The 19,502-nt window shown below is 57.3% G+C and carries 18 protein-coding genes and 3 tRNA genes; 14 read left to right on the forward strand and 7 right to left on the reverse strand.

Annotated features, from left to right (window positions below; all coding sequences use genetic code 11):
• Window positions 1–153 precede the first annotated feature (153 nt).
• From AC0IM9_RS11740 to AC0IM9_RS11755, 4 genes are all read right to left on the reverse strand, one after another.
• Window positions 154–229: transfer RNA gene (locus AC0IM9_RS11740), tRNA-Gly, on the reverse strand.
• A 9-nt stretch (window positions 230–238) separates the two neighbouring features.
• A tRNA-Cys gene (locus AC0IM9_RS11745) sits at window positions 239–312 on the reverse strand.
• Window positions 313–360: 48 nt separating this feature from the next.
• Window positions 361–436, reverse strand: a tRNA-Gly gene (locus AC0IM9_RS11750).
• Window positions 437–486: 50 nt separating this feature from the next.
• On the reverse strand, window positions 487–1,014 hold the full coding sequence (locus AC0IM9_RS11755) for a hypothetical protein (protein ID WP_278212728.1): 528 nt from the start codon (window positions 1,012–1,014) through the stop codon (window positions 487–489).
• Between the two features lie 228 nt (window positions 1,015–1,242).
• Between AC0IM9_RS11755 and AC0IM9_RS11760 the strand changes: the two genes are divergently transcribed.
• The 4 genes from AC0IM9_RS11760 (at window position 1,243) to AC0IM9_RS11775 (ending at window position 7,611) form a co-directional block, all read left to right on the forward strand.
• On the forward strand, window positions 1,243–2,574 hold the full coding sequence (locus AC0IM9_RS11760) for a TolC family protein (RefSeq protein WP_482804112.1): 1,332 nt from the start codon (window positions 1,243–1,245) through the stop codon (window positions 2,572–2,574).
• Between the two features lie 20 nt (window positions 2,575–2,594).
• Window positions 2,595–3,692, forward strand: coding sequence for an efflux RND transporter periplasmic adaptor subunit (locus tag AC0IM9_RS11765; protein ID WP_482804113.1), 1,098 nt, complete (start codon window positions 2,595–2,597; stop codon window positions 3,690–3,692).
• Window positions 3,689–6,949, forward strand: a complete 3,261-nt coding sequence (locus tag AC0IM9_RS11770) for an efflux RND transporter permease subunit (protein WP_482804114.1) — start codon at window positions 3,689–3,691, stop codon at window positions 6,947–6,949. Before AC0IM9_RS11765 ends, AC0IM9_RS11770 begins: the two co-directional genes overlap by 4 nt.
• A 104-nt stretch (window positions 6,950–7,053) precedes the next feature.
• Complete coding sequence (locus AC0IM9_RS11775) at window positions 7,054–7,611, forward strand: Uma2 family endonuclease (protein ID WP_482804115.1); 558 nt, start codon at window positions 7,054–7,056, stop codon at window positions 7,609–7,611.
• A gap of 277 nt (window positions 7,612–7,888) precedes the next feature.
• Here the strand turns inward: AC0IM9_RS11775 and AC0IM9_RS11780 are convergent, their stop codons facing one another.
• Together AC0IM9_RS11780 and AC0IM9_RS11785 are read right to left on the reverse strand one after the other, a co-directional pair.
• On the reverse strand, window positions 7,889–8,812 hold the full coding sequence (locus tag AC0IM9_RS11780) for a DUF3616 domain-containing protein (RefSeq protein ID WP_482804116.1): 924 nt from the start codon (window positions 8,810–8,812) through the stop codon (window positions 7,889–7,891).
• 56 nt (window positions 8,813–8,868) lie between these two features.
• Window positions 8,869–10,455 (reverse strand): flavin monoamine oxidase family protein, encoded by a 1,587-nt coding sequence (locus AC0IM9_RS11785; protein ID WP_482804117.1) that lies wholly within the window; start codon window positions 10,453–10,455, stop codon window positions 8,869–8,871.
• Between the two features lie 175 nt (window positions 10,456–10,630).
• On the opposite strand from AC0IM9_RS11785, the gene AC0IM9_RS11790 reads away from it, so the two are divergent.
• Together AC0IM9_RS11790 and draG are read left to right on the forward strand one after the other, a co-directional pair.
• Window positions 10,631–11,437, forward strand: coding sequence for an NAD(+)--dinitrogen-reductase ADP-D-ribosyltransferase (locus AC0IM9_RS11790; RefSeq protein WP_140912804.1), 807 nt, complete (start codon window positions 10,631–10,633; stop codon window positions 11,435–11,437).
• Window positions 11,437–12,318, forward strand: a complete 882-nt coding sequence (draG, locus tag AC0IM9_RS11795; RefSeq protein ID WP_482804118.1) for an ADP-ribosyl-[dinitrogen reductase] hydrolase — start codon at window positions 11,437–11,439, stop codon at window positions 12,316–12,318. Before AC0IM9_RS11790 ends, draG begins: the two co-directional genes overlap by 1 nt.
• Before the next feature lie 52 nt (window positions 12,319–12,370).
• Here draG and AC0IM9_RS11800 read toward each other — a convergent pair whose 3' ends face one another.
• Window positions 12,371–12,823 carry a DUF4124 domain-containing protein gene (locus AC0IM9_RS11800; protein WP_482804119.1) on the reverse strand — a complete coding sequence of 151 codons (453 nt, stop codon included), beginning with the start codon at window positions 12,821–12,823 and terminating at the stop codon, window positions 12,371–12,373.
• Between the two features lie 181 nt (window positions 12,824–13,004).
• On the opposite strand from AC0IM9_RS11800, the gene AC0IM9_RS11805 reads away from it, so the two are divergent.
• From AC0IM9_RS11805 to AC0IM9_RS11840, 8 genes are all read left to right on the forward strand, one after another.
• Window positions 13,005–13,940 (forward strand): hypothetical protein, encoded by a 936-nt coding sequence (locus AC0IM9_RS11805; RefSeq protein WP_140912801.1) that lies wholly within the window; start codon window positions 13,005–13,007, stop codon window positions 13,938–13,940.
• Between the two features lie 162 nt (window positions 13,941–14,102).
• Window positions 14,103–14,336, forward strand: coding sequence for an acyl carrier protein (gene acpP / locus AC0IM9_RS11810; protein ID WP_013820083.1), 234 nt, complete (start codon window positions 14,103–14,105; stop codon window positions 14,334–14,336).
• A gap of 95 nt (window positions 14,337–14,431) precedes the next feature.
• A complete protein-coding gene (gene fabF, locus AC0IM9_RS11815) occupies window positions 14,432–15,676 on the forward strand; it encodes a beta-ketoacyl-ACP synthase II (RefSeq protein ID WP_482804120.1) in 1,245 nt (414 codons plus the stop codon).
• 27 nt (window positions 15,677–15,703) lie between these two features.
• Window positions 15,704–16,543, forward strand: coding sequence for an aminodeoxychorismate lyase (pabC, locus tag AC0IM9_RS11820; protein WP_482804121.1), 840 nt, complete (start codon window positions 15,704–15,706; stop codon window positions 16,541–16,543).
• Complete coding sequence (gene mltG / locus AC0IM9_RS11825) at window positions 16,528–17,517, forward strand: endolytic transglycosylase MltG (RefSeq protein WP_445372819.1); 990 nt, start codon at window positions 16,528–16,530, stop codon at window positions 17,515–17,517. Before pabC ends, mltG begins: the two co-directional genes overlap by 16 nt.
• Entirely contained in the window at window positions 17,514–18,140 is a 627-nt protein-coding gene (gene tmk, locus AC0IM9_RS11830; protein ID WP_482804122.1) for a dTMP kinase, read from the forward strand. Before mltG ends, tmk begins: the two co-directional genes overlap by 4 nt.
• The gene (locus AC0IM9_RS11835) at window positions 18,128–19,123 is read left to right on the forward strand and encodes a DNA polymerase III subunit delta' (protein WP_482804123.1); all 996 of its coding nucleotides are present in this window, start codon (window positions 18,128–18,130) and stop codon (window positions 19,121–19,123) included. The genes tmk and AC0IM9_RS11835 overlap by 13 nt, the downstream gene beginning before the upstream one ends.
• Window positions 19,124–19,127: 4 nt before the next feature.
• Window positions 19,128–19,478 (forward strand): PilZ domain-containing protein, encoded by a 351-nt coding sequence (locus AC0IM9_RS11840; protein WP_140912796.1) that lies wholly within the window; start codon window positions 19,128–19,130, stop codon window positions 19,476–19,478.
• Window positions 19,479–19,502 lie beyond the last annotated feature (24 nt).

Raw genomic sequence — 19,502 nt, forward strand, 5'->3', positions numbered from 1 at the left:
TGTCGCCCGCTGAGCAAGTAGCACTCTCGGGGGTGGACCGGAGGAGGTTGGTTTACTTGAGCCACTTTCTCCCGGTCGGCTCCCAAGATGGAGCGTGAGCGGGCTTCTGACGGGCACAAAAAAAGCCGCGATATTCGCGGCTTTTTATGAATTTGGAGCGGGAAACGAGACTCGAACTCGCGACCCCGACCTTGGCAAGGTCGTGCTCTACCAACTGAGCTATTCCCGCATGTTTATATGGAGGCTGCGACCGGAATCGAACCGGTGTATACGGCTTTGCAGGCCGCTGCATAACCACTTTGCTACGCAGCCTTAATCGGTCAAACAAAAAAGCCGCGTTTTGCCGCGGCTTATCGAATTTGGAGCGGGAAACGAGACTCGAACTCGCGACCCCGACCTTGGCAAGGTCGTGCTCTACCAACTGAGCTATTCCCGCTTGGCTAACTATCCTGCCTATTATAAAAGCTAAATTTTTTGTGTCAACACTTATTGCAGGTTGATTGAAGACGTCCAAGCGCGCCGGCCTTGGCATTCTCCGCTGGCGGATATTTCGACTTCGGCCCACACCAGGTTTTTGTCGGACGGATCGTTTTGGATTTGGGTCAATTTGACCGGTGTGTTCATTGGCATATGTTTGCAGGCGCCATCGCGATCGTTTTCCTCGGTATCGTCGTAGGCAGCCAACGAACCCGGAACCGAAACCAATCTGACAGTTGCGTTTGGATCGTAGGTGTTGGGGCTTTTCAGCACATAATTTTGGCCTGAGACCAGCGGTTTTTGTTGATGGACCGGCAGTTTCGGGTCGGAGCCGCCGCTAAATACTAGGGCAAGCAGAACCACTGCGGCGCCGCCGATCGCGCCGTAAAATACTTTAGGATTGGATTCCTTCAAAGCTAAAAAACCGGCCAAGGCATTTCCGGCAGCGGCGGCAGGAGCAGCAGCAGGCGCGGCGGCGGCCTGATTCGGCTCCTCGGCTTGATTTGCGGTTTCGTTGGTGTTTTCGTCAAGGCTCATGCGCTGTATCCTCTCAAGCTAATTATTATTATGGAAGGTTATTGGGTGAGTGCCTAAAGTTACCATGATGACCAAACATTTCAAGCATTCATTTCTAAGGCTTAGAGACTATCTTAACTGGAATAGCGGCAATATCGGATTTGCACGAATAAAAAAGCCAGCAGAGAAAAGATTTGGCCTATAATATTAGGAAATACTTAATTACTAACATTTGGCAGTGCTATGCGAATGATTGTGAAACATGCCGTTTTACCGCTTGCGGTCACGCTAAGTCTAATCGGACCGGTTGCCTGGGCTGCCGGTACTTACACGCTGGAGCAAGCCGTGGAGCAGGCGTTGGCCAACAATCCGGAACTGCACATCATGCAGGAGCGGATCGAGCAAGCCGACGCCCAGTTGGGGCAGGCGCTTGCCAATTTTTATCCGCAAATCAAAACCAGCCTGTCCTACCAGCACAGCGATAATCCAGCGATGGCATTCTCGATGATTATTGCCCAGCGGCGTTTGAATCTGAACGGCGGCGATTTTAATCATCCGGGCGGTGTCGACAATTACCGGCCGCAAGTCACGGCGACTTATTCGCTGTTCCGCGGCGGCCAGGATTACTATTTGAGCCAGGCCGCACAACTTGGCGTGGAAAGTTCCGAACTGGAAAGGGCCGCCACCCGCAACCGGTTGGTGAACAACGTCACCGCGGCGTATTACGGCGGTTTGGCGGCGATCGAAGCGCACCAAGTCAATAACCGCGCAATTGAAGCGGTGCAGAGCGAATTGAATCAATCCAAGATTCAATACGACGCCGGCGTGGTGCTGAAATCCGATGTGCTGTCGTTGGAAACGCAACTTGCCGAGGCTAGAGACGCCGAAATCCAGTCGGCGCATGCCATCGAACTGGCGCAGAGTCTGTTAAAGACCCTGTTGGGCTTGAACGCCAACGAGGCATTCGATTTCGCCGGCAATGTGAAACCCGACCTGCCGGGCAGCCCTGCCGGTTTCGACGAGTTGCTGAACCAAGCGCTGGCGCAACACCCCGAGTTGAAAAACGCCGAGAAACGCGCCGCTATCGCCGAACAGCAATTGGCGGCCGCCAAAGCGGCGCATTTGCCGCGCGCCGATGCCTATGTCAGTTACGGTTCGGACAGCAAGGACTTGGCGTTCAGCAGCAACCGCGACAACGTCAGCGCCGGTGTCATGGTCGAAGTGGACGTGTTTTCCGGATTCGCTACCCAGGAAAAAGTCCGCAAGGCCGAGCACGAGCTGACCGCAGCGCAAGAAACCGTCAGGCAGACCCGGTTGCGTATCGAAAACCAGCTCAAGTCGGCCCAGCTCGGCTTGCAGCAGGCTTTGAACCGGGCTGTGGTCAGCGATGTCGCGGTGCGCGCCGCCGAGGAAGCGTTGCGTTTGGTCAACGAGCAACGCCGGGCCGGCGTTGTCACCGTCACCCGCTACCTGGAAGCTGAAGTCGCCCGAGATCGCGCGCGCAACCGGCAAATCGGCGCCCGCTACGATGCCTTGCGCGCCGAAGCGGACCTGAAACAAGCCCTCGGCTTTTGGCAATAAACCCTCGCAGGCATACCCACATGGCCCAACATCTTTCTCTTTCCGACAAACCGAAGTGGCTGATGCCGGTGGCGGCGATCGGCGGCTTGTTATTGGTCATTCTGCTGGCGCTTGGTGTTTTGGGTGGCGCAAGCAAGATTGAGCCCGGTGCTACCGCGGTAGCGGCCCGCAGCGTTCCCGCCGATGCGCCGACTGTGCGCGTGACCAGACAGGCGGCCGCCGGCACTTCGGTGTGGCAGGGTACCGTGCGTTCCCGGCTGGCGATAAAAATTGCGCCGAAGCTGAATGCCAGAATCCTGGAAATGCCGGCCCATCCCGGCGACCGCTTGAAAAAGGGCCAATTGCTCGCCAAGTTGGACGACCGCGACTTGCAGGCCGCCTACAATGCCGCCAATGCCGCCTACGTCGCGGCCCAAGCCCAGGCGGCGCAGGCCGGCGCCGACGAGAAGCGTATCGTCGATCTGTACCAAAAACAGGCTGCCACCCGGCAGAACTACGATGCGGTAATAGCCCAGGCCAAGACCGCGCGGGCCATGGCAAATCAGGCTGCAAGCGCCGCCCAGCAGAGCAAGGTCATGCTCGGCGAGAATATTTTGTATGCGCCTTTCGACGGTGTGGTCGGTGAACGCTTCCAGGAGCCCGGCGACATGGCCGCGCCGAACCAGCCTTTGCTCAGTTTTCACCAACCCGACGATTTGCGGCTGGAAGCGGCGATAGCCAGTCAATGCGCTGCCCAGCTTGAACTGGGCGCGACGGTGTCGGTCAGAATCGACGCCTTGCGGCAGACGCTGTCGGGCAAGTTAGACGAAATCGGCCCGGAGATCGATCCGCAAACCCTGACCCAACCAGTCAAAGTCAATTTGCCGAAAACGCCCGGCCTGCAACATGGCCAGTTCGCCTGGCTGGAAACCAATTGCCAGGGGCAGCAAACCGTGATGCTGGTGCCGGCCAGCGCCATCGTCCGATACGGCCAGTTGCAGGCGGTGCGCGTGGTCGAAGGCGGACAATGGCAGATGCGGCATATCCGTAGCGGCAAACGTTACGGCGATCAATTGGAAGTGCTGTCCGGTCTGCGGGACGGCGAAACCATTCTGTTGCAAGGCGAGCTCGGGCAATGAATTCCAACGAAACCAAAAAAGACAGCCTGACGGTTGCCATCGTCCGGTTGTTCACCACTTCGCACCTGTCGTTGCTGTTTTTGCTGATCTCGTTGTTGGCCGGCGCCGCGGCGCTGATGTTGACGCCGCGCGAGGAAGACCCGCAAATCGTGGTGCCGGTGATGGACGTGTTCGTGCAGGCGCCCGGCGCTTCGGCCGACGAAGTCGAAAAGCAGATCACGACGCCGCTGGAAGTGTTGCTGCGCCAGATCCAGGGTGTGGAATACGTCTATTCGGTATCGCGGCCCGGTCAGGCGGTGGTCACGGTACGCTATTACGTCGGCGAGAATCTGGAAAACAGTCTGATCAAGACCCGGGATAAATTGCTGGCCAATCAGGACATCATTCCGCCCGGCGTCAGCGACTGGCTGGTCAAGCCGGTGGAAATCGACGACGTACCCATTTTATTACTGAGCCTGTCGCCGCAAAATGCCAACCTCGATGAAATGGGCTTGCGCCGTATCGCCGACGAATTGATTGAGCGGTTGCGGGCAGTAGATAACGTCGGCAAAAGCTGGGTGGTTGGCGCTGCGCCGCGGCGGATTTCGGTTTATCCCGATCCGACCAAATTGCAGGCCGGCGGTATCGGCCTGGCCGATGTGCAACGCGCGTTGCAGCAGAACAACCTGAATCTGCAGGTTGGCCAAACCACCGCCAACGACCGCGAAATCGTCTTGGAAGCCGGACCCTACTACCAAAGCGCGGAGCAGGTCGGCAATACCGTGGTGGCCGGCGGCAACGGCCGCTTGCTGCATTTGCGCGACGTGGCTGAAGTGATCGACGGACCGGCCGACACTGATTTCTACACCCGCATCGGCTTCGGCCCGGCCGTGGCGCAGATGCACACGCTCGGCGAGCCCGGTCGCTTGCCGCAGGCCGGCGAGGAACGGCCGTTGGCGACCATCGCCATCGCCAAACGCCGCGGCGCCAACGCCGTCAGCGTGGCCGAACAGGTGCTGGCGCAGACCGAAGAACTGAAAGGCTCCTTGATTCCGGACGACGTGTTACTGACCGTGACCCGCAACTACGGCGAAACCGCCGACCATAAGGTTAACGAACTGGTCATGCACCTAGGCATCGCCATTTTGACCATCATCGTGTTGCTGGCCTTGTCGCTCGGTTTTAAGGAATCGCTGATCGTATCGCTGGCGGTGCCGATGACCTTTGCGATTACGCTGCTGTGCGATCTGATCTTCGGATACACGATCAACCGGGTCACCTTGTTTGCCTTGATCTTATCGTTGGGTTTGTTGGTGGATGATCCTATCGTCGACGTCGAAAACATTCACCGTCATTACAAGCTGCGCAAAGAACCGCCGTTGCAAGCCTTGCTCAGCGCGGTCGACGAGATCAGGCCGCCGACCATATTGGCGACGTTTGCGGTGATCATGTCCTTCGTGCCGATGTTTTTCATCACTGGCATGATGGGACCGTACATGGCGCCGATGGCGTTTAACGTGCCGATCGCGATGCTGCTGTCGCTGGTGATTGCCTTCAGCGTTACGCCCTGGGCCAGTTATCGGTTATTGAAGGGCGATTACGGCAAAGACCACGGCCCGGCATTCGATTTGAAGCAGAGCCGGGGATTCAGGATTTACCAAGCGATCCTGGCACCGCTGCTGGCGGACAAAGCCAAAGCTTGGTGGTTTTTGGCGGCGGTGATCGTGGCCTTCGTGTTGTCGGCCTTGATGGCGGTGACCCGGGTGGTGCCGCTCAAGCTGTTGCCGTTCGACAACAAAAACGAGTTGCAACTGGTCATCGACATGCCCAAGGGTTCGTCGCTGGAGGCCACCGACCGTGTCGCCGCGGAGCTGGGCCGCTATCTGGCGACGGTCAACGAAATCAGCAGCTACCAAAGCTATGTCGGTTTGTCGTCGCCGATGGATTTCAACGGCATGGTCCGCCATTATTATTTGCGGCAGGGCGCCAATGTCGGCGACATCCGCATCGTCCTGGCCGATAAAACCCGCCGCGAGCAAGGCTCGCATGAAATCGCGCTGCGGATGCGGCCCGAGGTCGACCGCATCGAAAAGCAATTCGGCGCCAACATCAAGATCGTGGAAATGCCGCCGGGGCCGCCGGTGCTGTCCACCGTCGTCGCCGAAGTCTACGGTCCGCCGCAAGCCGATTATGCCGATATCATCAATGTCGCCAACCGGGTGCGGGCGGACATGCAGCAAACCGGGGGTGTGGTCGACGTCGACGATTTCGTCGAAGCCGATTACGACAAATGGCAGTTTCTGGTCGAACACGACAAGGCGGCCGCGTTGGGCGTGACCACCGCGCAAATCGCCCAAACCTTGCAGTTGGCGCTGGCCGGCGCCGATGTCGGGTTACTACACATTGAGAACGAGCGGCAGCCGCTGGCAATCCGGCTGCAATTGCCACGCGCCGCGCGTTCGGCCGAAGCCGATCTACTGGCCTTGTCGGTCAAAACTGCTAACGGGGTATTGGTGCATCTGAGCGAGTTGGGCCGGTTCGACCGCCAGGCCGGGCAAAAGGCGATTTACCATAAGAATCTGCAACGCGTGGCTTACGTCACCGCGGAGATGGCCGGCCGCAGTCCGGTCGAGGCGATTCTGGATTTGTTCGACGTGTTCGAGGCCAAACCGCTGCCCGCCGGTTATAAAGCCGAAATGGCCGGCGAGGGCGAATGGAAAATTACCGTCGATGTGTTCCGCGACCTCGGTCTGGCCTTTGCCGCGGCGATGGTGATGATCTACATCCTGCTGGTCGGCCAGACCGGTTCGCTCGGAGTGCCGCTGATCATGATGATCGCGATTCCGCTGACCGTAATCGGCATCATGCCCGGCTTCTGGCTGATCAATCTGTTCGCCGGCGACGTCGGCGAATACGCCAGCCCGATCTATTTCACGGCCACGGCGATGATCGGCATGATCGCGCTGGCCGGCATCGTCGTGCGCAACTCGATCATCCTGATCGACTTCATCGAAAACATCTATCGTGGCAACCCGGAGATTTCGCTAGCCGACGCCATCGTCGAAGCCGGCGCCACCCGTTTGAACCCGATCTTTCTGACCGCCGCCTCGGCAGTACTGGGTTCGATGATGATCGTATTGGACCCGATCTTCTCCGGCCTGGCTTGGAGTTTTATCTTCGGCATCATCGCTTCCACCTTGTTTTCTTTGGTGGTGATTCCGCTGGTGTATTTCTTGATTAATCGGGATATGCCGAAACAAGTGCAGGTGGACGAGTAGTGGTTGGTAAAGGTAAAGGTTGTACAATCCCAGGCAAATATAAAATCGGGTTGGGCGATTGAAGCTGTCTCCAGTCGGCCTGTTAAATCGGATGAGGAGTTTTTATGTCGGTCCCGCTTGCAAAACCGCTGCGCATGACAGCCCAAGAGTATCTGGCAATGGAAATGTCCAGCCCGGCCAGGCACGAATACGTGGCCGGTGAAATCTTTGCGATGACGGGCGGCAGCGACAGCCATAACCTGATCGCCGGCAATCTGTACATTTTGTTTCGAGAGCACTTGCGCGGCACGTCTTGCCGGGTGTTCATGTCAGATCTGAAGCTAAAGGTCGAGGCCGCCGATGCATATCTTTATCCCGATTTGATGGTGACTTGCGAAACCGCTAAGGACAGCCATTTTCGGGAGCAGCCCAAATTGGTCGTCGAAGTGCTGTCCGATTCGACCGCCAAATACGACCGGGAGCACAAGCGCCGAATGTACCAAACCCTGGCAAGCCTGCAGGAATACGTGCTGGTGGCGCAAAGCTGCATGGACGTACGCATTTACCGGCGCAACGCCGAAGGCTGGGACATGACGATTTACACCGACGGCGCCCAAATCCCGCTGCAATCCATCGAACTGGACATCCCGATAGATCGGATTTACGAATCGGTTTGGAATTGAAGTCGGCCGATGGTGCAAGTCAAGGCAGAGCGGGGAGTCTCGGTTGGTGGTTGGTTTGGAATCATAGGTTAAATGCGAGCATCAATACCGCTAGTCGTTCGGGCTACCGATTCCACATATCTCCCCAATTCGGGATGGCATACATCCAGTTTTTCATTAGTCGAATTACTGGAGGTGTATGGAGTCCTTCCTGTATGGGCATGTCAACAGCTTGGGACCGGAAGGTTTCAACGGCTGAACCATCAATCAATTTGAAAGCGATAACCGTATTATTCCGTCAAAGTCTCACCGAAACACACTGGAACCCCTTCGTATCGCCATCGTCGCTCAACAATTCGACCCGATCCGTTTGTCCCGGAAAAAAGAACGCCGCTTCGACATTCAATTCGCCAAGGTCGGCGTCCAAACGCTTGGGCTTATGGGTTGGTTTGTTGCTATGCCACAGATACAGCCGATGCTTCTCGCTCCGGTCTTCGTTGGTATGGTAAGGCCCGGCGACGATCAGGTATTCGTCGTCTCGGCGCCAGGCGATGTCGCGAATGCCGTAGCCGCCTAGGTCCAGTTCGATCGGGTCGCCGAATTTTGCGGCTTGGTCTTGCAGAAGGTTTAGCGGATTCAGCAGCGGCACGATCAGGGCCTTGCCGTCTTGTAGTCGGCCGTTTTTCTCGGTGCCGCCGGCTAGCGGGTTGCGGAAACCGATCAGCAAACTTTGCTCCGGCGTCGCCGCCAAACCTTCGATACTGAGGCCGCCCAAGGCTTTCGGCGCGATGCCGACTGCCTTATCCAACCGATAGGGTTTAAACCGGCGGTCCAGGATCAGGTCGTCGATCAAGGTCCGGTAAATTTGCCCATAACGCTGTCCGCTGAATTCGCCGACGGCGTTGCGCTGGATTTGCAGTGCGAACAGCCGGTGGCGGCTGGGGCGGCGTTCGCCGTCTTTGTTGGTGCTGTGCGAGCCGATCCAGAAATAAACGTCGCCGATCGCGGCGGCGCCTTCCAAATCGATTTCGCAGCCTTTGCCGTCTTCGATTTCGCCGGCAAACAATTCAGACAACGCGATGCGGGGCGGCAAGACTTGTTCATGGCTGCTGTCGAACACGCCGAGCAGGTTGTCTTCATCGTCGGCGACGACGAAATGGTTGGCGTCGATTGCAACAGCGCCGGAAACGTTGGTACAGCCACGATAACGTTTTGGGTCCATAGCAAGTCTCCGAATGGGTGATGGTTAGGAAGCGGCTGCGGCAGGGCCGGGCGCGGTTACAGTTGTTTTATGACGTAGTCCGCCGCCAGCCGGCCGGTTTGGGCGCCGCCTTCCATGAAGCCGTAATAAGCATCGCTCAGATGTTCGCCGACGAACAGCAGCCGGTCGAACACCACTTGTTGCGCCGCAGCAGGATTGGCCTCGACCCAGAAATAGTCGGCAAATTCGCTGAGCTGACCAGGAGCGAAGTTGGCGTAGCCGCCGCCGGTGTAACGGCTGTTACCCCAGGCGCTGCGAATATTGGCGCCGTTGGCGGAAACGGTGGCGCCCGGTACGAATTGATCCAAGTCGGCGATGAAGCGGTCGGCTACGGCGTTGAAATTGGATGTGCGGTTGAATTGGCGGGCTTGGTCGCCGCCCAAAAAGAAATTCAAGGCGCCGTCCGCGCGCTGGGGTTGGCGCTGCGATTCGTCCCAAACTTCGGCGAAGCCGAGGTCGGTCCAGGCCGCCAGGCTAAAGCCGTTCGGCTGGTGCCAGAAGCGCCGGTCGAATCCGGCGATCAGCTTCTCGTTAACGCCCAGGCCGGTTTCGGCGATGAAGCGGCGGAACCGCGCCGGCAACGAAACGCGCAAATCGACGCGGCGCAAGGCCGGGAACGGCAGCGTGATAATGACGATGTCGGCTTCGGCTTGGCTTCGATCGGCAAACTGCAGCGCGTAGCGGCCGTTGTGCCGCTCGATACCGTGCAGGGCTGTGCCGAACCGGATTTGGCCGGCCAAGGTGGCTGCAAGGGCGTCCGTAATCGACGCCGAGCCGCCCTGCACGGCAAAGGCTTCGTCGCTGTAACTGAGCAGTTCGATCGCTTCACCGTTTACGACCGGTAACAGAAACAACAGCTGTAATGCCGAGGACTCGGCCGCTTCGACGCCGTATTCGGTCCGCATCGCGTTTTCCAGCAGGGCGCGGACATAGGGTTGGGGTATTTTATCGGCGTGGCGGTCGAGATAGTCGGCGACCGACAGCCGGTCGAATCCCGGGGCGTAAGTATCCCAATCGCTGTCCAACAGGCCGGCGTCGTCGCCGATCTGCCCGGCCAGGTCGGCCAGGTCCAACGCGAGCTGCGTTTCGCTGTAAGCCTCGCCGTCGAAGAAGTAGGTTTCTTTCGGATAGGGCAGGCGATTGGCGTCTTTCAGTTTGTTGAACAGCGGAATATTGAAGGCTTTGGCCAGGGCGCGCATGTCGTGGTGATCGGTATTGATCAATTCCGCGCCTAAATCGACGGTCAAACCGCTATTGATGCTGGTCGAAAGCATACGGCCGCCGGGGCGGTTGCGGGCTTCGTGAACCGTTGCGGTGATGCCGGCCCGTTGCAAGCGATAGGCGGCGTTTAAACCGGCGATGCCGGCGCCAATAATTGCGATGCTTTGTCGCGGGCGGTTATTGCCGGCGCTGGCCGGTAAAGGCAGCCATTGGCCGAGCAGGCCGGCGATACCGGCCGCGACCGAGGTTTTGACGAAGCGGCGTCGATTCCAGCCAAGTTCGCTGCCCGCAGCCGGTGCCGGGCGCTGCTGAGTCTGGAGGTGTTGGCGGCGGGCCGCTTGTAAGGCCAATATCAGCCGGCGAAATGACAAAGAATGCGCCATGGTCGAACTCCCGATTGCTGTGCAACGATGGGGCATTGTGCTACCGGGTTGGCCAATTCGCAAACCGGGGTTGGTTGCCGGCGTGGCGATTGAGGTGTGATCCATGCCGGTATGGCAAGCGCCGGGGATCGATGTCAGAATGCCGGTACCGCGAACCAACGCACCATTGTAAGACATGCCCGATATCAGCCGTTACGGCCACAGCACCAATTTAATCGGCGTAGCGACCGCCTGCATTGCCAGCCAATTGTTCAACGACCATCCCAAGTCTTTGCATATTGCCGGTACCCGGGAGTCGGCGCCGGGGTTATTCGACCAATTGGCGCAACAAGCGACTTTGGCTGCTTGCGGCAGGGTGTTTCAGGATTATATGTGTGTGGTGTTCGGCTTCGAAACCGAACAGCGCTTGCGCGACGATGCTCAGGGCCGGCGCCGTTACCGTAACAGTTACCTGCGTTTGATCCAGGATTGGGGGATGGATTCCAACAATGCCCAGGGTGCGGTAATGAAGGGCTGGGTGGAAAGCCGCTTCGGTTTGTTTCCCAACTTTCATAAAACCCGGATTCGCAATTTCATCAGCAACGACTGGCTGACTTACATCGAAGAAAAGATGAACAGCCGTTACCACAACAACTGTATCTATATGCAGTTGGATCTGGTTTACGAGTTTTGCCAGTGGGTGGTCGAGCGGTTTCAGGTGCCGGCCGCGACTCACAAAACCCTTTACCGGGGCGTGGACGCGTTGGAAGATTACGTCGTCAAGGAAGAGGGCCGGCACGATAAAATCGTCCGCTTCAACAGTATCGTCTCGTTTACCGACCGGCCCGGCATCGCCAGCGAATTCGGCGCCAATATCCTCGAAGTGCGGGTGCCGATGGTGAAGTTGGTGTTTTTTAACGAACTGCTGCCGCATCATGCCTTGCGTGGAGAAGCGGAATATCTGGCGATCGGCGGCGATTACCGGGTTAAGGTGTTGAGTTGATGAACGAACAGATTCTAGGGCGGGCGCTGGGGGCTTACCTGGGCTTTGCCTGCGGCGATGCCTTGGGAGCGACGGTGGAATTCATGTCGCCCAAACGGATTCAAAAACATTTCGGCGTGCACCGTGACATCGTCGGCGGCGGTTGGTTGGGTTTGGCGCCGGGCCAGGTGACCGATGACACCCAGATGTGTTTGGCCTTGGGCCAGGCGATCATCGACAACCAAGGCTGGAATTTGCGGGCCGTGGCGGAGAATTTTCTGGCCTGGCTGGAAAGCCGGCCGGTCGACGTCGGCAATACCTGCCGGCGCGGTATTCTCCGGTTTCGTGACCGGGGCGAACTGTCGGGCGAACCGCGCGACGACGAAGCCGGGAACGGCGCCTGCATGCGCAATCTGCCGGTGGTGTTGGCGACCTTGCAGCGGCCGGAACTGTTCGAGCAGTGGAGTTTGCAACAAAGCCGGATCACCCACCACCATGCCTTATCCGATGCGGCGACGTTGGCCTTGGGGAGGATGGCCGGGTTATTGATCGGCGGCCGTGACGAGGCCGCCTGCCGAGAGGTCGCCGCAGGCTTGATAGAACGTTACGCTGAATTCGGCTACAACCCTTATCCGGGACGAGCGTCGGGCTATATCGTCGATACCGCGCAGACCGTACTACACCATTTTTTCAACAGCGACAGTTTCGAATCCTGTCTGGTCGCCACCGTCAACCAAGGCGGCGACGCCGATACTACCGGGGCTTTGGCGGGGATGCTGGCCGGCGCCAAATACGGTGTCGATAATATTCCGCAGCGTTGGCTGTCGGCGCTGGATCCCGCCGTAACCGAACAGGTACGGCGACAGACCTTGGATTTACTGATGCTGGCTGACATCGTTTGACGGAAGCGTCGGTGGTCGCCAGAGCCTGTGCCGACCGTTTCCGCGGCAGTCTTCATTGCAGTTCGTTTGCCCGTTTTTCCTGTTCTTCCGCGTGGTTGCGGCCCCAGACTTCCATATACTCGGAACCGTGGATTTTCGATTCTTCCTCTAGCGCCCGATATTCTTCCGCGCGACGGCGGTGGAAATCCAACGCTTCTTGCCTCTGGCGCTGGTTTTCCAGGATTTGCATCTGGGTATTGATTTCCTGGGCGTTCCTGCGGTCCACGCCTTTCGCCATGTTGTCCAATTCCTGACGGCGGCGAGCGGCTTCTTGCGACTCCATTTGGCGATTGAGCTTTTTCTCTTCTGTATCGTTATCGATTTTGACCGCTTTGCCTTCTCCGGCACACGGCGATTGTTGGTAGACGACTTTGCCCGCCACGGTGCATTTGTAAGCGGCGGCATTTGCAGCGGGTGGAATTGCCATAACGCAGGCAGCGGCGACGATGTATAACAAAGGCTTCATAAGTTTTTCCCGGAAAGAGATGCGATGAAATGCTACGGCGAAGACGTTAGCGCGGTTTGATTAAGCGGTCATTAACGGTTTGGATCGGAGTGGCCGGACTTGTTCGGTGCGGCGGAGCCTTTCTGATCCGTCGCAATCGGCCTAGAATAACGGCCTGTCCCCAAACATCCAGCAGCTTGCAATGAAAGCACAGTCGTTTACTTTCGAACAAATCCACATCGAAGTCGCCCGCAACGCTTCGGACGATTTCAATCTGTTTCACGACAAGCATAAATGGTTGCAGATCACCCATAACCCGTTCAAGGGGCCGATCGTGTTGGGGTTTCAATTGAACACGCTAATCGAGCACCAAATGCGCCTGTATCGCGAGGTGCAGCACGAAGATCAGATCATCGCCGAGAAGCAGTTGCGGTTTAGTAACTACCAAATTACCTTCGTCAACGCGTTGCGTCCGCGCCAGGAAATGACGCTGGACATCAAGAAAACGCTGATCAACACCATACCGGAATTGACCTTGACCAACCGAGTGGCGATCAAATCGCTGGGTAAGACCATTCTGCTGGGCTACAAAAAGGAAACCAAATCGCCGCTATTTCTGGCGGATGTGGATTTGAGCGGTTTGCCCGATTTGAACGGCATCGCCGATAAAACCGTGGTGCCGGGCACGGATTTGTTCTTGAAACGGAAATGGATGAATAACGGCAACGTCAAAAACTTTTTGTCGGGATCGTTGGCCGAGCAATCGGATTATTTCGATGAATTGACCCATGTCGCGCATTATCCGGAAGTCTATCCGTGCAGTCTGACTTCCGGCGCTTTGCTGGAAAAAGCGCAGTTGGAGAACCATGATTTCAAACGCAATCCGATGGTGTACACCTCGCACGACATTTCGGTGGACCGTGTACACTTGGCCAGAGTCAAAAACAACGACAAACTGCATATTCTGGTCAAGCAATTGCCGGAATCGAAAGACAATACGCTGAACCAAACCAACATCATGCTGCGTACTTACGAGTGCTTTGGGGTGTTGGAAGACGGCGCGATTTTGTACCGGATCAAGCTGAATTTGGTGCCTTTGGAAGAAATTTTGAAAAATTTGCGCGGTAAGGCGGCATAGTGGCGCGGGCCGGCCTAATGTTGTGAAATTTTTGGAACATCAAGTATAATCCGCGAAGTCGTTAGGCTAGGCCAGTGACGAGATAGCAAATTCAATTAATACAACACTAAAGATAAGGTAAGTGCTTGCAGTCGGGCATTTGCATTGTTCGAGGAAAAACATATGAGTAATATCGAAGAACGAGTAAAAAAGATTGTCGCGGAACAATTAGGCGTGAAGGAAGAAATCGCAAACGATGCGTCTTTTGTCGACGATCTTGGTGCTGATTCTTTAGACACAGTTGAACTCGTCATGGCTCTGGAAGAAGAATTCGAATGCGAAATTCCGGACGAAGAAGCCGAAAAAATCACCACCGTCCAATTGGCTATCGATTACATCAACGCCAATCTGCAATAACAGCAAGTTGTTTCCAAACGCTAGTGGATGACGCCATCCACTAGCCGATACATCTCCCTTCTCTGGTTGTCTTCTTTATTTACCGGTAGTTTACTGTGAGCACACGTCGAGTTGTAATTACGGGCTTAGGCGCCGTTACGCCGTTAGCCAACAATGTTGCGGATACCTGGGACGGTATTGTCAATGGCAGAAGCGGCATTGGGCCGATCGATTCTTTTGATATTTCACCGTTTGCAACGACTTTCGGCGGCGTGATTCGAAATTTCAATATCGGCGACTACATTCCGGAGAAGGATGCCAAGCGGATGGACGGTTTCGTCCATTACGGTATTGCCGCCGGCTGCCAGGCGATTGAGGACTCCGGCATCGTCGTTACCGAAGAAAACGCCGAGCGCATCGGCATTGCGATCGGCGCCGGCATCGGCGGCATCACCGGAATCGAGGAATGCTATGCCACCTACGTGGCGGGCGGACCGCGCCGGATTTCGCCGTTTTTCGTCCCCGGCAATATCATCAACATGATCTCCGGCAACCTGTCGATCAAATACGGCATGAAAGGGCCGAATTTCGCGATCGTTACGGCTTGCTCAACCGGTACCCATAACATCGGCGATGCGGCGCGTCTGATCAAATACGGCGATGCCGACGTGATGGTCGCCGGCGGCGCCGAGCGTTGCACTACCTCGCCGACCGCGATGGGCGGCTTCGCTTCGGCGAAAGCCTTGTCCCGGCGCAACGACGATCCGCAACGCGCCAGCCGGCCCTGGGACCGCGACCGCGACGGTTTCGTCCTCAGCGACGGTGCCGGTGTGATCGTCCTGGAAGAGCTGGAACACGCCAAGGCTCGCGGCGCCAAGATTTATGCGGAACTGGTCGGTTACGGTATGAGCGGCGACGCTTACCATATCACCTCGCCGTCCGAGGGTGGCGAAGGCGCAGCGCGCTGTATGCGCAACGCGATGCGCGACGCCAAAATCAACCCGGAACAGGTCGATTACATCAACGCCCACGGCACTTCGACGCCGGCCGGCGACGTTGGCGAAACCCACGCCATGAAAAAGGCGCTGGGCGATCAAGCCTACAAACTGGCTGTCAGCTCGACCAAATCGATGATCGGCCATCTGTTGGGCGCTGCCGGCGGTATCGAAGCGGTACTGACGGCACTGGCGATCAAGCACCAAATCGCGCCGCCGACCATTAATCTGGAAAACCAGGATCCCGATTGCGATCTGGATTACGTGCCCAACACGGCCAGAAACATGAAAATCGATCTGGCCATTTCCAATTCGTTCGGCTTCGGCGGCACCAACGGTTCGTTGGTTTTCAAGCGTTTCGAATAAGCGGTCCCGAACTAACAGTGTCCGGCTATGTATCTGTTGAATGGCGAACCCGGACACTACGTCGACGTTGCCGATCGCGGCTTTCAGTACGGTGACGGCCTGTTCGAAACCATCGAGGTTGTTGAGGGCAGGCCGCTGTTTCTCGATCGGCATCTGCGTCGATTGGCTCTCGGTTGCCAGCGCCTGCTGATTCCGGCTCCGGCAGTCGATATGCTCGCGGCGGAGGCCGCCAAGCTGGCAAAGCCGGCCGAACGCGCGGTACTCAAAATCATCGTCACCCGCGGTTCCGGCGGGCGGGGTTATCGCCAACCTGAACCGATTCAGCCCACCCGATTACTTAGCCTGCATCCTTATCCCGATTACCCGGACACATTCCAAACCGACGGCATTCGCGTCCGTTTCTGTTGGCACCGCTTGTCGATCAATACTGCGCTCGCCGGCATCAAACACTTGAATCGATTGGAGCAAGTTCTGGCTCGAGCAGAATGGCGCGACGACGAGATTCAGGAAGGCTTGATGCTGGATAGCGAAGATCGCGTGGTTGAGGGTGTGATGAGCAATCTATTTGCCGTCAAGGCCAGCCAGTTGTATACGCCGAGCTTGGCCGGTTGCGGCGTGGCCGGGATCATCCGGGAGTTGGTGATCGGTTTTGCTCGCGATATCGGTGTCCAGCTGCATGAAATTCCGCTTGACCCAGTCGACGTATTGGCAGCGGACGAATTGTTCGTGACCAATTCGGTGATCGGCATTTGGCCGATCAAACGCTTGGAGCAACGCGTACTGGCGGCCGGACCGTTGACCCGGCGAATGCAGGACTTATTGAATCAGGCCAGAGCGGCGGAGGTGCAAGGGTGTTCCGTAGCATAGTCGCCTTCACCTTACTGATGGTTCTGGGCTTGGTATCGATCTGGGCCGGCATGCACTATCACATCATCGAGAAAAAGCCGATTGTGATCGGCGAGACGGTCATCGAAATCAAGAAGGGCGATACCCTGGAAACGGTGATCAAAACCTTGCGCAATCAGCGGGTGATGGTGAACCGGTTTTGGTTCAAACTGTTTGCCTACCGCAAGCAGCTGGACCGCACCTTGAAAGTCGGCGAATACGTGCTGGCCAAGGGCGCCACTGCTGCCGACGTATTGCAACAACTTACCGAAGGCCGCACCCGGCAATATTCGATTACGTTTCCGGAGGGCTGGACGTTCAAACAGATGTTCCAGGCCATCAAGGATAATCCGAATTTACAGCATACCTTGAGCGACAAGGAGCTGAAGGACTTGATGGCGAAAATCGGTTCCGACAAGAATCACCCGGAAGGCCTGTTTTTCCCCGACACCTATTTTTTCGAAAAAAATACCTCGGACGTGGATTTGCTGAAACGAGCGCATGACCGGATGCAGGCCGTGCTGCGCGAGGAATGGCGCAAGCGCGATCGAAACGTGCCGCTGGACGATCCTTACCAAGCGCTGATTCTGGCGTCGATTGTCGAGAAAGAAACCGGTGCCGGCGAAGAACGGCGCCAAATCGCCGGCGTATTCGCCCGCCGCTTGAAGAAGGGCATGTTGTTGCAAACCGACCCGACCGTGATTTACGGCATGGGCGACGATTACCACGGCGATATTCGCCATAAGGACTTGCGCGAGCCGACGCCTTACAACACTTACGTGATCGAAGGACTGCCGCCGACGCCGATCGCAATGCCCGGCAAACAGTCGATTGCCGCCGCTTTGCACCCGGACGACGGCGATGCTTTGTTTTTCGTCGCCCGTGGCAATGGCCGCCACGCCTTTTCGGCAACCCTGGCCGAGCACGAAAAATACGTGGACCGTTACCAGCGATGACGCCGGGCCGATTCATCACCTTGGAAGGCGGCGAAGGCGTCGGCAAATCCACCAATTTGCAATTCATCCGCCAATGTCTGGCCGAGCGCAATATTCCGCTGCTGGTTACCCGTGAGCCGGGCGGCACGCCGATTGCCGAGAAGATTCGTGCCATTCTGTTGGACCATAGCGAGGAAGCGTTGAGCGAACAGGCGGAACTGCTGTTGGTATTCGCGGCAAGGTCCCAGCACATCCGCCACGTGATCCAGCCGGCCTTGCAACGCGGAGAATGGGTGGTTTGCGATCGCTTTACCGATGCGACATACGCCTACCAAGGCGCCGGGCGCAATATGGACCCGGCTGCAATTGCCTGGTTGGAGCGAATGGTTCAGGGCGGACTGCGCCCGGACTTGACCTTCGTACTCGACGCGCCGGTCGAGACCGGTTTGCAGCGGGCCAAACGCCGCGGCGAACTGGACCGTTTCGAAACCGAGCAACTGGATTTTTTCGAACGTATTCGCCAAAGCTATTTGCAGCGTGCCGCCGGCGATCCAGCGCGATACAGAGTCGTCGATGCTGCGTTGCCGTTGCCGCAAGTTCAGGCCCGTCTGCTGGCCGAGCTGGAAATGTTATGGGTAAGCTGACGCTTTACCCGTGGCAGGAGCAACACTGGCATCGGCTGCGAAGTTATATTCAGCAGAATAGAATTCCGCAAGCCCTGCTGTTTTCCGGCCCGGCCGGACAGGGCCGTCGCCATCTGGCCGAATATTACGCCCGCGCCTTGCTATGTCATGCGACGCAAGACGAAGGTAACGCTTGTGGCGCTTGCGCCGCCTGCAAGTTATTCGACGGTGGTACTCATCCGGACTTCATCGCAGTCGAGCCCGACGAACCCGGCAAGGCCATCGGTATCGATAAAGTCAGGCAGTTAATCGGCAAACTGGCGTTGAAGCCGCAGTACCATGCATACCGGGTCGCGATGTTTCAGCCGGCCGATGCGCTGAACACGGCTTCGGCGAACGCGTTTCTGAAATGTCTGGAAGAGCCCGGCGAACGCACCTGTTTGTTGTTGATCAGCGAGCAGCCGGCCCGTCTGCCGGCGACGATACGCAGTCGCTGTCAGAAGATCGTCTGCGAAATACCGGAGCGCGATGCGGCCTTACGCTGGCTGCACGGTGCGGGAGTGCGGGAGCAGGCCGAGTTGCTGCTGGATTTGGCCGGCGGGGCGCCGCTACTGGCCAAGCAATATGCCAAAACCGGCATTGCGGCGCTACGGCAAGAATATTTTCAGGCTTGGCTGCAAATTGGCGAGGGCAAGGCCGATTGGCTGGCCGTCGCCGAGCGCTGGCACAAGCAGGAACAAATCGAGTTGAATGTGGTTTTGGCCTGGCTGGCCGGCTGGCTGGCCGATATCGTCAAATGCGCCTATCGGGCCGATTCGGCGCATTTGACCAATCCCGATCTGAAAAACAGCTTGCAAGGCGTTGCCGAGCGGCTAGAATTACAGCGAGTTTACCGATTCTACGACCGTGTGCTGACGGCGAAAGCGCAGTTGGCGACGCAATTGAATCAACAACTGATGCTAGAACAATTGTTAATCGACTGGTCTCAACTCAACCCACACTGACATTATGGCGGAAGCAGCTCCCCGGCAAGGTATCCTGTCGCTATCGATCAAGGATAAAAACGCGCTTTATGCAGCCTATATGCCGTTCGTCAAAAACGGCGGTCTGTTCATCCCGACCAAGCGTGAATACGAAATGGGCGAGGAAGTGTTTATGTTGTTGAATTTAATGGAAGAGACCGAGCGCTTGCCGATCGCCGGCAAAATTATCTGGAAGACGCCCAACGGTGCCGAAGGTTACCGCGCCGCGGGTATTGGCGTCCAATTCAGCGACCAGGACGGCGGCGCGGCGCGCAATAAAATCGAAACCTATCTGGCCGGTGCGCTGGAGTCGGACCGCTCCACCCATACCATGTAATCCTGACCGGGCGGTTACCGCTCG

It is taken from the genome of Methylomonas sp. Uni0011 (assembly GCF_056850255.1).